Annotated in this window: 12 protein-coding genes; all 12 read left to right on the top strand. The window is 30.2% G+C overall.

Going from position 1 to position 14,828, the window contains the following annotated elements; genetic code table 11:
• Window positions 1–182: 182 nt before the first annotated feature.
• The 12 genes from VJY38_RS03305 to hydE all read left to right on the top strand — a co-directional run bounded on the left by VJY38_RS03305 (window position 183) and on the right by hydE (window position 14,778).
• A complete protein-coding gene (locus tag VJY38_RS03305) occupies window positions 183–2,972 on the top strand; it encodes a TonB-dependent receptor (RefSeq protein ID WP_353679247.1) in 2,790 nt (929 codons plus the stop codon).
• An 11-nt stretch (window positions 2,973–2,983) separates the two neighbouring features.
• Complete coding sequence (locus tag VJY38_RS03300) at window positions 2,984–4,624, top strand: beta-helix domain-containing protein (protein WP_353679246.1); 1,641 nt, start codon at window positions 2,984–2,986, stop codon at window positions 4,622–4,624.
• A gap of 171 nt (window positions 4,625–4,795) precedes the next feature.
• Complete coding sequence (locus VJY38_RS03295; protein ID WP_353679245.1) at window positions 4,796–5,830, top strand: hypothetical protein; 1,035 nt, start codon at window positions 4,796–4,798, stop codon at window positions 5,828–5,830.
• 23 nt (window positions 5,831–5,853) lie between these two features.
• Window positions 5,854–6,909, top strand: coding sequence for a phosphate ABC transporter substrate-binding protein PstS (pstS, locus tag VJY38_RS03290; RefSeq protein ID WP_353679244.1), 1,056 nt, complete (start codon window positions 5,854–5,856; stop codon window positions 6,907–6,909).
• A gap of 2 nt (window positions 6,910–6,911) precedes the next feature.
• Complete coding sequence (gene pstC, locus VJY38_RS03285; RefSeq protein ID WP_353679243.1) at window positions 6,912–7,907, top strand: phosphate ABC transporter permease subunit PstC; 996 nt, start codon at window positions 6,912–6,914, stop codon at window positions 7,905–7,907.
• Complete coding sequence (gene pstA, locus VJY38_RS03280) at window positions 7,892–8,758, top strand: phosphate ABC transporter permease PstA (RefSeq protein WP_353679242.1); 867 nt, start codon at window positions 7,892–7,894, stop codon at window positions 8,756–8,758. The genes pstC and pstA overlap by 16 nt, the downstream gene beginning before the upstream one ends.
• Before the next feature lie 2 nt (window positions 8,759–8,760).
• Window positions 8,761–9,570 carry a phosphate ABC transporter ATP-binding protein PstB gene (gene pstB, locus VJY38_RS03275; RefSeq protein ID WP_353679934.1) on the top strand — a complete coding sequence of 270 codons (810 nt, stop codon included), beginning with the start codon at window positions 8,761–8,763 and terminating at the stop codon, window positions 9,568–9,570.
• The gene (gene pstB / locus VJY38_RS03270; protein ID WP_353679241.1) at window positions 9,567–10,331 is read left to right on the top strand and encodes a phosphate ABC transporter ATP-binding protein PstB; all 765 of its coding nucleotides are present in this window, start codon (window positions 9,567–9,569) and stop codon (window positions 10,329–10,331) included. The genes pstB (VJY38_RS03275) and pstB (VJY38_RS03270) overlap by 4 nt, the downstream gene beginning before the upstream one ends.
• A 27-nt stretch (window positions 10,332–10,358) precedes the next feature.
• Window positions 10,359–11,045 carry a phosphate signaling complex protein PhoU gene (phoU, locus tag VJY38_RS03265; RefSeq protein ID WP_353679240.1) on the top strand — a complete coding sequence of 229 codons (687 nt, stop codon included), beginning with the start codon at window positions 10,359–10,361 and terminating at the stop codon, window positions 11,043–11,045.
• 177 nt (window positions 11,046–11,222) lie between these two features.
• Complete coding sequence (locus tag VJY38_RS03260) at window positions 11,223–12,164, top strand: S66 peptidase family protein (protein ID WP_353679239.1); 942 nt, start codon at window positions 11,223–11,225, stop codon at window positions 12,162–12,164.
• 155 nt (window positions 12,165–12,319) lie between these two features.
• The gene (hydG, locus tag VJY38_RS03255; RefSeq protein WP_353679238.1) at window positions 12,320–13,711 is read left to right on the top strand and encodes a [FeFe] hydrogenase H-cluster radical SAM maturase HydG; all 1,392 of its coding nucleotides are present in this window, start codon (window positions 12,320–12,322) and stop codon (window positions 13,709–13,711) included.
• Between the two features lie 26 nt (window positions 13,712–13,737).
• Window positions 13,738–14,778 carry a [FeFe] hydrogenase H-cluster radical SAM maturase HydE gene (hydE, locus tag VJY38_RS03250; RefSeq protein WP_353679237.1) on the top strand — a complete coding sequence of 347 codons (1,041 nt, stop codon included), beginning with the start codon at window positions 13,738–13,740 and terminating at the stop codon, window positions 14,776–14,778.
• The last annotated feature ends 50 nt before the right edge of the window (window positions 14,779–14,828 follow it).

Here is a 14,828-nt window from a genome sequence, read left to right as displayed (position 1 = left end):
AAACATAGTAATAGATTCGAGTTATTTAATATTTAGTAAGTATTATAAAACTGCACATCTGAATTTTTATATCCTTTCATATTTAATCACTCTCAAAACTTAACATTTCCTTAACATATCCTTAATAATGAGTTAATATTCATATTCTATGTTTGAGTATGGTAATTAAAGAGGAGGAGAAATTGAAAAAGTTTATTACCAACACAAGCATTCAGTTAATAATAACATTGATTTTTATTCTTACAATAAATTTTCCCAATTATTCTCAGAGTAAAATAAAAGGTTCAATAGGCGGTAAAATTGTTGATGCATCAACGGGAGAACCAATAATTGGAGCTAACATAATTATAGTAAATACAAACTTTGGTGCTGCAAGTGATATTGATGGCAATTATTTAATATCAAATTTAGAACCAGGCACATATGAAATACTAGCAAGTTATATATCCTACACTAAAACCAGAATACAGAATGTAATAGTAAAGAGTGGTGAAAAAACAATAATTAATATTGCATTAACACCAGAAGCAATAAATGTTGACGAAGTTGTAGTAACTGGCAAATTACAAACTTCTTATGAAGCAGCATTACTTAATCTTCAAAAAAATTCTGTTTCGATTAGTGATGGTATAAGTGCAGAACAAATAAAAAAATCTCCTGATGCAACTTCGAGTGATGCTCTCAGAAGAATTACAGGCGTATCAATAATTGATAATAAATTTGTTTTTATTCGTGGAACCAGTGAAAGATATAGTGATGCGATGCTTAATAATTCTTCTTTATCGAGTACAGAACCCGATAAAAAATCATTTGCATTTGATATTATTCCATCAAACTTACTTGATAATACAATAATTTATAAAACTTATACACCAGATAAACCTGGGAATTTTACAGGAGGACTTGTTAATCTTAATACAATTGATTTTCCAGATAAATTAAAGTTCAATATTACACTTACAACTTCTTATACAAATAACATTTCACTTTCTGAGTTTAAAAGTTATAAAGGTGGCTCTTTAGATTTTCTTGGTATTGATGATGGTACAAGAAGTATTCCTTCAACAATACCTGCAGATTTGAGTAAAGGTAATTACTCGGCGGAACAAACAATTCAATTTGCAAAATCATTACCAAATAATTGGTCAACTATAAATAGAACTGCTCCATTAAATAGTGGTTTTATGATATCTCTTGGTGATGGAATTAATCTTTTTGGACCACGCTTTGGTTTTATTACTGCTCTTACATATAAAAATAATTTCAATAAAATTCATCTTGAAAGAAGTGAATATGAATCGAGTGGCGAACCAAGATTTAATTATGCAGGAGAACAAAATACTTACTCAACTTTATGGGGTGGTTTGTTAAACCTGAGTTATAAATTTTCTGATAATCATAAATTTAGTTTTAAAAATACATATAGTCATTCATCCGATGATGAGGTTGCAGAATTAAAAGGAGCACAATATACCGATTCTGGAACGGAACAAGTGTTAACTTCTCTTAGATTTACTTCGCGCGAAGTTTATATTGGACAATTATCTGCAGAACATTTCTTTGCAGATCTAAATAAACTACATATTCAATGGAATTTATATTATTCGTCTTCAAATCGAGATGAACCAGATTATAGAAGAGTAATTTATGCTCGAGATTTAGGAAGTAATAATAAATACGCTGCATTACTGGGACCACAGGTTAATTTGAAAAATGGTGGAAGATTTTATTCAAACCTCGATGAAACTACAAAAGGTTTTAATACGGATTTTTCCATACCTCTTAATTCTTTAAAACTTAAGTTTGGTGTTAGTGTTGAAAATAAGTTTAGAGATTTTAGATCAAGATTAATAGGAACTATAATTAATGCACCCGGTAATGGTTTTACTGATTTTAATTTGTTGTATTTACCAATCAATGAAATATTCTCTCCTGAAAATTATCGTAAAAATGGTTTTTCAATTCAAGAATATTTAAATGGTACAAATAATTATAAAGCAAACCAGAAATACTTTGCCTCATATTTAATGTTAGACCATAGTTTTAACTTATTTGAGAGAGAACTTAAAATTATTTTAGGGGCAAGATTAGAAAATTCAATTCAGGAAATTAATTCAAGAGATATTTCTGATCAGAAAGATTTGTTTATACAATTAAAAAATGTTGATATTCTTCCTTCTATAAATTTTATATATAAAATTACTGACGAGACAAATCTTAGATTAACAGCAACACAAACTGTAAACAGACCTGAATTGCGAGAACTGGCACCTTTTGCATATTTTGATTTTTATACTCAAACATCTGTTCGTGGCAATTCTAATTTACGCAGAGCTTTAATAAGAAATTATGATCTTAGACTTGATACCTATCCTGATGTTGGTGAGTTACTGTCAATTGGAATTTTTTATAAAGATATTAAAGATGCAATAGAACAGGTTGTTGTTACTGGTAGTGCACTTGGTTCAGAAAGAACTTTTATGAATGCAGATATTGCTAAGATTTATGGACTCGAACTTGAAGAAAGATTTTCACTTTCACATATAAGTAAGTTTTTATCTGGGTTTTCAATCAATTCAAATCTTACATTTATAAAATCATCTGTTACAGTAAAAGGTTCAGAATCAACAATTGCAAGAAAAGGGAGACCACTTCAAGGGCAATCTCCATACGTTGTAAATGTTGGTCTGGTTTATAACTCTCAAGAAATGGGTACCACAATAAGCATCTTATATAACCGCATAGGTGAAAGAATAATTGAAGTAGCAACGGATTATGAAGACGACATTGTAGAAAAACCACGTGATATGATTGATATTGTTATAAATAAAGTGATAACAGATAATATAGAATTAAAATTTACTGCTAAAGATATACTCTCAAAAAATAAAGTTTTTATGCAGGGAAATAAAAATGCAAGATTAGACAGTAACAACTCATCTATATCATTTAATATATCTTATAAATTATAAAGGAGGAAAAAATGTTAAAACATATTTTCGGTTTGTTTTTAGTATTAATTTTATCAGTTACATCATTATTTGCACAACTTTCTTCTTATGACGAAGTATTAGAAGGAAATATAAATGCCGATAAAATTCTGGATGCAAATAAAAAATATTTATTAAGAGGTTTCGTAAATGTAAATGAACCTGCAACATTAACAATACCAGCAGGCACAATTATTTATGGAGAAAAATCTTCTAAGGGTACTTTAATTATAAATCGAGGGGCAAAAATTATTGCAATTGGTACACCAGAAAAACCAATTGTTTTTACAAGTCAGGAACCACCAGGTAATAGAGCATCGGGTGATTGGGGTGGAATAATAATAGCAGGCAAGGCTAAAATAAATGTTCCTGGCGGTACGGCTGTTATTGAGGGGGGTACTGGCACGGTTTATGGCGGGGGCGATAATCCGAACGACGACGATAGTAGTGGAGTATTGCGTTATGTAAGAATTGAATTCCCTGGTGTTGCTTACTTACCAGATAATGAAATCAATGGTTTGACACTTGCAGCAGTTGGTCGTAAAACTGTAATAGAATATGTGCAGGTTAGCTATTCAGGAGATGATTCTTTTGAATGGTTTGGGGGAACAGTAAATGCTAAGTACTTAATTGCTTATAAAGGCGTGGATGATGAGTTCGATACAGATTTTGGTTTTAGAGGTAAACTACAGTTTTTACTTGGTTTGAGAGACCCCAACATTGCTGATATAAGTGGTAGCAATGGATTTGAATCTGATAACGACGGAACAGGAACATTGAATGAACCAAGAACTCAACCATTATTTTCAAATGTTACTCTTATTGGACCATTGTCAGATCCTAATTTTAGTGCATTCAATCCAAATTTTAAACGTGGCTTACATTTAAGAAGATCTTCTCTTACTTCACTTTATAATTCAATAGTTATGGGTTATCCAGTTGGTCTCTTGCTTGATGGACAAAATACAGTACAGGGGGCAATTAATAATCAATTACAAATTAGAAATACAATAATTGCAGGAGCACAAACAGGAAAAAATTTGACTACCAATGTTTCTGATTTTGATGTAGTAAGCTGGTTTAATAATCCTGATTTCGGGAATAAAGTTTTTGATAATAGTTCCGATGTTCTTTTGACAGATCCTTTTAATTTGAATTCTCCTAATCCAGTACCATTACAAAATTCTCCAGCTGTTAATGCTGCAAGCTTTGTAAATGAAAGACTACAGGATAATTTCTTCACAAATGTTTCTTACATTGGTGCATTTAATCCAAATGGTGAAAGATGGGATATGAGCTGGACAAATTACGATCCTCAAAATACAGACTATTCACAACCCAACGATATAAAAGATGAGCAGACTATTCCAACTGGTTTTGAACTTTATCAGAATTATCCAAATCCTTTTAATCCTTCAACTACAATTTCATTTACATTACATAAGTCAACATTTGTAAAATTATCAATATATAATGTTCTTGGACAGGAAGTAGCTAATCTTATTAATGAATTTAAAAATCAAGGCACTTATAATATTAAATGGCAACCTGAAAATATTCCTTCGGGAATTTATTATTACACATTGAAAGCCGATGGATATACTATCTCGAAGAAAATGGTGCTTGTAAAATAAGTCTCTCTCCTCTCTCTCAACCCACAGGCGTCTCGTTTCAAACCCGACGAGACGCCTTTTTTATATCTAAAATTTAACATTTTCTTAACATTATAATTATTAATTAGAAAGAATAATTTCTTTAATATTGTTTATTCTAATTTTCTTTTATATAGGGGAGAGAGAGAAGAGATGAAATTTTTTTATACTCCAATAATTATGTTCTTTTTTCCTTTATCTATTATAATTCAAGCCCAAAATCTACCAAAGTTTAGTGGATTAATGTTTGGCGATTACTTTTATAATCTTAGACATCACTCATCTTCAGAAGAAGGAATGAACGCATTTCAATTTAGAAGAATTTTTGTAACTGCTGATTATTTGATATCTGAAAAATTTAATTCAAGATTTAGAATCGAAGCAGATAATATTTCAAATGCTAATTCAAAGAATAATAAAATGAATGTCTGGGTTAAAGATGCATATCTGGAATGGATCGACATTTTTAATGGTTCGAATTTATTTATAGGTGTTTCACCAACTCCAGCTTTTGAAGTTTCTACTAATATCTGGAGCAATCGATTTATTGAAAAAACTATTCTGGATTATAACAGTATAGTTTCGAGTAGAGATATGGGAATTGATCTTAAAGGGAATTTAATGGATAATGGAAAAATTAAATACTGGATTAAAATCGGTAATAATGCTAATAGCGGACCAGAAAGTAATAAGCAAAAAAGATTTTATGGATTACTGGAATTTTATCCATCAAAAAATTTAATTTTTACTACTTATGGCGACTTTACAACAATTTCATCTGTATATGATAATGTTTCAATGACAAACAAAAATACTAATAGCTATGTTCTTGCTCTGTTTTGTAACTTCAAATGCAAAAATTTATCTACCGGGATTGAGTCATTTTTAAGAAATTCAAAAAATGCTTATCGAGAATCTGAGCTATATGAGTTAACAGATTTTAAAACTTATGGTATCTCGTTATGGGCATATTATAATTTAACAAATAAATTTAACCTTATAGGAAGATATGATTATTATGATCCAAATTCACAAATTAATAATGATGATAATGAACTAATAATTTTAGCTATTGATTATAAACCAAATACAAGAGTACACATTTCTCCAAATGTTCAGATTAAAACATACAAGAACGAAGGGAAAAATGATGTAATACCTCGAATAACATTTTTCTGGCAATTTTGAAAAAAATAAAACAGGAGTATAAAATGAAAGTTAGAGTCAAAGCAATTTTAATTGTTTTACTTATATTATTAACTACAGCTTTAGTAAAAGCACAGGTTCAATTAAATGCAGCTGGTGCAACATTCCCTTACGTTATTTATTCTAAATGGTTTGATGAATTTAAGAAACAAACTGGAGTACAAATTAATTATCAATCGATAGGAAGTGGTGGGGGAATTAAACAGGTTATTGAAGGTACGGTTGATTTTGGTGCAAGTGATGGACCAATGAGCGATGAACAATTAAAAGAAGTAAAACAAAAAAGAGGAACAGAAATTATCCATATCCCAACAGTTTTAGGTGCTGTTGTAGTTTGCTATAATTTACCAGGAATTAATAAACCTATAAAATTAGATGGTGCTACTATAGCAGATATATTTTTAGGGAAAATTTATATGTGGAATGATAAAAGAATTGCTGCATTAAATCCCGATCTTAAACTTCCTAATAAAAGTATTATAGTAGCTCATCGCTCAGATGGAAGTGGAACTACATATATTTTTACTAATTATTTATCAAAAGTTAGTAATGAATGGGCTAAAAAAGTGGGTTATAATACGTCTGTTAATTGGCCAGTTGGATTGGGTGGAAAAGGAAACGAAGGTGTTAGCGGTATTATAAAGCAAACTGAAGGGGCAATTGGTTATGTCGAGTTAGCTTATGCAGTTAAAAATAAATTACCTTATGCATTAATTAAAAATAAAGCTGGCAATTTTATAGAAGCAAATTTTAAAACAGTAACAGCTGCATCAGATGGTGCAAGTAAAAATATGCCCGATGATTTAAGAGCTATGATAACAAATGCAGATGGTAAAGACTCTTATCCAATTTCTGGCTTTACTTGGTTATTGGTTTACAAGGATATGAAAGATCAAAGAAAAGCAGAAGCATTGGTTAAATTTTTAAAATGGGCAATGCAAAAGGGTCAATCATTTGCAGAAGATTTATATTATGCACCATTACCTAAATCTATTATTAAATTGAACGAAAAGAAAATTAATTCTCTTACTGTAAATGGAAAACAAATTGTTGTGAAATAAAAATGAAAGAACTATTCGAAAAAGAATCTTATTCTTTGATAAACAATAAACTCAAAAAAAATAGTTTTAATCTTAAAAACAGTAAGAGAATTAATCTTGGAGATTTTATTTACGAAAAATTAACTCTCATTTTTGCAATTATTGTTTTTATGCTTACGGTTTTTATGGGTTATGAAATGTATATTAACTCCAGACTTTCAATATCAAAATTTGGATGGAAATTTTTAACAGAAACAACTTGGGATCCAGTTGCAGAAATTTATGGTGCACTTCCCTCAATATATGGTACATTAGTTTCATCTTTTCTTGCTCTTTTAATTGCTGTACCTTTGAGTATAGGTGTAGCTATTTATTTATCAGAACTGGCTCCTGACTGGTTAGAAAAGCCTTTATCTTTCCTTGTAGAATTATTAGCGGGTATTCCAAGTATTGTTTATGGTTTATGGGGAGTGTTTGTTCTTGTGCCATGGTTACGTTCTGAAGTTCAACCATTTTTATTTGAACATCTTGGATTTCTTCCGTTTTTTAGAGGACCAATGTATGGTTTTAGTATTCTTGCAGCTGCAATAATTTTATCAATAATGGTTCTTCCAATTATTACATCAATTTCAAGAGATATAATGAAGTCTGTTCCCTCTATTCAAAAAGAAGCTGCTCTTGCACTTGGTGCAACAAAATGGGAAGCAACTAAAATAGTTCTTATGAATTCTAAATCTGGAATGTTAGGTGCAACAATGCTTGGACTCGGAAGAGCAATTGGTGAAACTATGGCTGTAACAATGGTTATTGGTAATAGACCATTAATATCATCATCATTATTTGATCCTGCTTATACAATGGCAAGTATAATTGCTAACGAGTTTACTGAAGCAACCTCTGATTTGTATTTAAGTGCTTTGATTGAATTAGCTTTAATTCTTTTTTTTATTACAATTATTATTAATGCTGCAGCACGTATGTTAGTATGGAGTCTGGAGAGAAAATGGAAAAAATCATAAGAAGTTATAAAAGAAAATTAATATATCGAAAGGCGATTAGTTTTTTTGTAATGAGTTTGACTTTTATTGCAGCTTTATTTGCAATTGTACCACTTGTATTTATTTTTTATTACACTGTTTCAAAAGGTATTACACATCTGAATCTTGAATTTTTCATCTCCATGCCTAAACCAGTTGGTGAATCTGGCGGTGGAATGGCAAATGCTATTGTGGGTACATTGATTTTGGTTGGAATTGGTGGAGTGATAGGATTACCTATAGGAATTATGAGTGGAATATATCTTGCAGAATTTGGTAACAATAAGTTTGGTACAGTATTAAGATTTTTAACTGATGTTTTAAGCGGTATTCCATCTATCGTAGTGGGTGTGGTGGCTTATACACTGGTTGTGATTCCTATGAAACATTTTTCAGCTCTTGCTGGTGGTGTAGCACTGGCTATACTAATGATACCAACAATTACAAGAACTACAGAAGAAATGATAAAATTAGTTCCACATAGTTATAGAGAAGCTGGTCTTGGTCTTGGAATTCCTAAATGGAAAACTTCTTTATTTATAATTTTAAGAACAGCATGGAAAGGAATTGCTACTGGAATATTACTTGCATTATCTCGAGCAGCAGGCGAAACAGCTCCTCTTCTTTTTACTGCTTTAGGTAATAGATTCTGGTCAACAAATATTTTTCAACCAATTGCTTCTTTAACTGTTTATATTTATGATTATGCACGTGCACCTTTTGAAGACTGGAATGAACAGGCTTGGACTGCCGCTCTCGTTTTAATTTTGTTGATTTCTATTTTTAGTGTAATTTTTAGAGTTATAACAAAATCAAAATATAAAGCTAATTAATGATGATAGAAACTAATGAAATATCGCAAATATTATCGACTTATAAAATTTCTCAAAAGAAATTTGAAGAAATTATAAAAATAGAAAAACTCTCTGCTTACTTTGGAGAAATAAAAGCTCTTGATGAAATCTCTCTGTCAATTCCTAAAAATAATGTTACTGCAATAATTGGTCCATCTGGATGTGGAAAATCAACATTTCTAAGATGCTTGAATAAAATGCATCAAGAAATTGGTGGTACTACTTCAGGGAAAATTTATTATAAAGGAATCGATCTTGATGAAATTGATCCCGTAATTTTAAGAAGAAATATTGGAATGGTTTTTCAAAAACCAAATCCTTTTCCTACAATGTCAATTATAAACAATGTAGTTGCAGGTTTAAGATACAATGGTATAAGAGATAAAAAATTATTAAATGAAATAGCCGAAGTATATTTGAAAAAAGTTGGACTATGGAATGAAGTGAAAGATAATCTTAATCGTTCAGGTGCGAGCTTATCAGGTGGACAACAACAAAGGTTATGTATTGCCAGAACTCTTGCTGTTAACCCAGATGTAATTTTAATGGATGAACCAACCAGTGCACTTGATCCAATTGCAACTATAAAAATTGAAGATCTTATTTATGAGTTAAAAAAAGATTATACAATAATTATTGTAACTCATAATATGCAACAGGCAGCACGAATTAGTGATTATACTGCGTTTTTCTATTTGGGTAGATTAATAGAATTTTCTGATACAAAAAAGATATTTACTAATCCAGATCATAAACAAACAGAAGAATATATATCAGGAAGATTTGGATGAGCGTTGATAACTATAAAATAAAAGTAAATAACCTGAATCTATATTATGGAAAGCTTAAAGCTTTGAATAACGTATCAATTAATATAAAAGAAAAAAAAGTTACTGCTTTAATTGGACCATCAGGCTGTGGTAAATCTACATTTCTGAGATGTTTGAATAGAATGAACGATTTAATAGAAAATGTCAAAATAGAAGGTGATGTAATTATTGATGAAAAAAATATTTACAAAGATAGAATCGATGTTGTTGAACTTAGAAAAAGAATAGGAATGATATTTCAAAAGTCAAATCCATTCCCAATGTCAATTTATGATAATGTTGCATATGGACCTAAAATAAATGGTATTCGAAATAAAGACAAATTAGATGAAATTGTAGAAAATAGTTTACGAAAAGCAGCATTGTGGGACGAAGTTAAAGATAATCTTAAAAAAAGTGGTCTTTCTTTAAGTGGTGGACAACAACAAAGACTCTGTATTGCACGTGCTCTTGCTGTTGAACCTGAAATTCTTTTAATGGACGAACCAGCAAGTGCTCTTGATCCAATCTCTACTACTAAAATTGAAGACTTAATTTTTGAATTGAAGGAAAATTATACAATTGTTATTGTTACACATAATATGCAACAGGCTTCAAGAGTGAGTGATTATACTGCATTTTTTTATATGGGAAATCTTATTGAATATGGAGAAACTGTAAAAATTTTTACTGCTCCAGAAAAAAAACAAACAGATGATTATATTCGTGGAAGATTTGGTTAATTTATAATTTAAGAAAAGGAGTTTATTATGCAACAACATTTTATGAACGAGATTGAAAGCTTGAAAACAAATTTAATAAGAATGGCTTCGCTTGTTGATGAACAGGTTGAAAGAGTGATTAATGCACTTGAAACTGGTAATGTTGAAATGTGTAAGGGTATTAAAGCAAAAGATATTGAAATTGATGCTTATGATAACTTAATTCAGGTGCAATGCGAAAATTTACTTGCACTGTTTCAACCAGTTGCTGCAGATTTGAGATTTATTATATCTGCAATGATGATTAATAATCAACTTGAGCGATGTGGTGATATTGCAGTTAATATTGCTCAACGAATAAAAAAGACGAAAGATTATAATTCATTAATAATAGAATCTCAAATAAATGAAATGGGAAAACAAGCAAGATTAATGCTTAAACAGGCAATTGATTCATTTATTTACGGTGATAGCCAGCTTGCAGAGAATGTAATTAAAAATGATGAAATTGTAGATAACTTAAATAAACAGGCATTTAAATTATTAGTCTCAAAAATGCAAGCAGACCCAAACTTGATTGAACCTGCAGCTCATCTTATTGTATTAACTCGCCATATAGAAAGATTAGCCGACCATGCAACAAACATTGCTGAAGATCTGGTCTTTTATGTCGAAGCAAAAATTGTAACTCATCAAAAGAAACTTCAAAAGCTCGAGAAAAAAAGTGAAGACTAATTTATTTAATATTATATCTCAAGTTTCTTATATAAATAAATATTTTAGTTGATTTTTTAAAAATTGATTAACTTATTCATTAAAATTTACCCTCCAATCGCATAAAATTTAAATAAAAAATTTCTTTGCTTTAGATTTTACTTTTTTTATATTTAACATAAATTCAAAGAAACTTTAATGGGTATTGTCAAACCTGAAAGACTGAGAACAGGAGATGTAATTGGAATTATTTCTCCTGCCTCTTCACCAGACGATTTGTCAAAGATTGACAAAGGAGTTTCTTACCTTGAAAAATTAGGTTACAGAGTTGAAGTTGGAAAAAATGTAGGCAAACAAAGAGGTTATTTAGCTGGCACTGACGAAGAAAGATTATCTGATCTTCATGAAATGTTTAAAAATAAAAATATTAAAGCAATTTTTACTCTACGTGGTGGTTATGGTTCTACTCGCCTTCTTAACAAAATAGATTATAAAATTATTCGGAATAATCCTAAAATTTTTGTTGGTCATAGCGATATTAATGCTTTACAATTAGCATTTTATACAAAATGTGAATTAATTACTTTTTCAGGTCCAATGGTTGCAGTTGATTTTCAGGATGAGATAGATCCTTTTACAGAAGAATTTTTCTGGAGAGTAATAACATCAAATAAAAAAATTGGAAAAATTCAAAATCCAAAAGGTGAAAAATTTTTTGTATTGTCTAAAGGAAAAACACAGGGAAAAATATTAGGGGGCAATCTTACTTTACTTACTTCGTTAATGGGTACTGAATATTTTCCACAATTAAAAGGTTCAATTTTAGTATTAGAAGATATTAATGAGGAACCTTATAGAATAGATAGGATGTTAAATCAACTAAAACTTGCTAAAGTTTTTGAACAAATTAGTGGTGTCATATTAGGTGATTTCATTAACTGTTATGAACATGATCCAGATAAGAAAACTTTAACTCTTAACGAAGTGATTCTGGATTATTTTGGTAAGATGAAAATGCCTGTTTTATACAATGTCAGGTATGGTCATGTAAAAGAAAAAATAACTTTCCCATTTGGAGTTAAATGCTCACTTAATTCTTCTAATAGTTCTATTGAAATTCTTGATAGTGCTGTTAAATAAAACCTCATAAAACTTTGCTTAGAATTTAGAATAAGCATTAAATCCCTTTCTCTTTTTTAAGAAAAATATTCAATAAAGCTAAATTTTATTACATTTTTTGATTATTTGTAACTGGTATATTTATTGTTCAAAGACATTAATAAAAAGGTGGGCATATGGAATTTATAAATGAAGATTATATTTTCTCTTTATTAAAAGATGAAAGTCTAAAAGAAAAAGAATTACAGAAAGATATTATTCAAAAGGCAAAAGAAGCTAAGGGATTAACACTCAGAGAAAGTGCCGCACTACTGAATATTGAAGATAAAGAACTTCTTGAAGAATTATTCTATACAGCAAAAGAAGTTAAAGAAAAAATCTATGGAAGTCGCCTTGTCCTTTTTGCACCATTATATGTAACAAATGCATGTGTAAATAATTGTTTATACTGTGCTTTTCGAAGAGATAATAAAGAGCTTAAAAGAAAAACATTATCAATTGAAGAAATAAAAGGTGAAACGGAATTCTTGGTTAAACAGGGTCATAAAAGAATTTTGCTTGTTGCAGGTGAAAGTTTGAAAAATTCTTCTCTTGATTACATTGGTGAAGCTATTAGAACTATGTACGAGGTTCATATTAATGGAGGTAATATTAGAAGAATTAATGTTAATGTTGCACCTTTATCAATTGATGGTTTCAAAACACTAAAAAGTTTTGGTATTGGTACTTATCAGTGTTTTCAAGAAACTTATCATTACGAAACTTATGTAAAAATGCATCCTGATGGACCTAAAAAAGATTTTGCATGGAGACTTTATGCAATGGATAGAGCTCTACAAGCAGGTATTGATGATGTAGGAATTGGAGCATTGTTTGGTCTAACGGATTATAAATTTGAAACTCTCGCTATGTTAAGTCATGCTTTTAATCTTGATGAAAAATATGGAATTGGTCCACATACAATTTCTGTCCCACGACTCGAACCAGCTCTGAATGCACCAGTTTCTCATAAACCACCTTTTGCTGTTGATGATTTATCATTTAAAAAAATAGTTGCAGTTTTAAGACTTGCAGTTCCCTATACTGGAATTATTCTATCTACAAGAGAAAGACCTGAACTTAGACGCGAATTATTTAGTTTAGGTGTTTCACAAATTAGTGCTGGAAGTAGAACATCACCGGGGGCTTACCGGGAATCTCAGGAAAGTTTAAATGAATATGAAATGCAACAGTTCCAGCTTGGTGATCATCGTTCGCTTGATGAAGTTGTAAGAGATTGTTGCCAGCTTGGATTTTTGCCAAGCTTTTGTACTGCTTGCTATCGTTCTCAAAGAACAGGCGATAGATTTATGGAATTTGCTAAATCTGGAACAATTCATTTTATGTGTTCACCTAATGCTCTTTCGACTTTTAAAGAATATATTATTGATTATGCATCTGAAGAAACAAAAAAAATTGCTAATGATTTCATTCAAAAAGAAATAGAAAAATTAGATGGACCTACGAAAACAAAAGCCATTAAAATGATCGAAAGAGTTGATGCTGGCGAGAGAGATGTTTACTTCTAAAATATTTTACAATTAAGCTAATAAAAATGAATCTTGAGAAAATTTTATATAAAGATGAATTGTCTAAAGAGGAAATTATTTTTCTTCTTAATCTATCAGATGAAAGAGATTTACAAAAACTCTTTAATAGAGCTGATGAGGTAAGAGCAAAATATTGTGGCGACGAGGTTCATCTTCGAGGCATTATAGATTTTTCAAATTATTGTGAACAAAATTGCCTTTATTGTGGATTAAGAGCAGACAATACTAAACTCCAGCGTTATCGAATGTCTCCAGAAGAAATTATTGAAACTGCTAAACAAATTATTAATTCCGGAATTTTTACAATCGTTTTACAATCTGGAGAAGATAATTATTACGACACTGATTTAATTGCATATATAATTTATTCTATTAAACAAATAGCAGATGTGGCTATTACTTTAAGTCTGGGAGAAAGAGGTTTTGATGAATATCAAACCTGGAGAATAGCAGGTGCCGATCGATATTTATTGAAACATGAAACTGCAAATCCAAAACTTTATTCAATCTATCATTTGCATCAACAATTGAATGAAAGAATTGCCCATTTGAAGTTTCTCAAGAAACTTGGTTATCAGGTTGGTTCTGGAAATATGATTGGTCTGCCAATGCAAACAATAGAAGATATTGCAGATGATATTTTATTGTGTAAAGAACTTGATCTGGATATGGCTGCTTTTGGTCCTTTTATTCCTTCTCCATTCACTCCTTATCGTAATAAAAAACCAGCAAGTGTTGAATTAACATTAAAAACAATGGCAGTGGCAAGAATAGTTTTAAAATCAGTCCATATACCAGCTACTACAGCTCTTGCTACAATTGATGAAGATGGAAGAATTAAAGGATTAAAAGCAGGTGCCAATGTTGTAATGCCAGATTTTACACCATTTCCTTATAGAGAACAATATCAAATTTATGCTAATAGAAAGTGCATGTCGGATGATCCTAAATCCTGTCGCTCTTGTTTACAACTTCAAATTGAATCAATAGGTAGAAAAATATCCACATCCAGAGGCGATTCATTAAAAATGCATTTAAATAGCTAATGCTCTCGATAATTTAATTGCATTATCTCCTTCATAAAGATGTTTTTAAC

Source organism: Rosettibacter firmus (genome assembly GCF_036860695.1).
GTDB classification, from domain to species: Bacteria; Bacteroidota; Ignavibacteria; order Ignavibacteriales; family Melioribacteraceae; genus Rosettibacter; species Rosettibacter firmus.
Note: the sequence above shows the minus strand (reverse complement) of the source record. Positions and strands in the feature narration are given on the sequence as shown.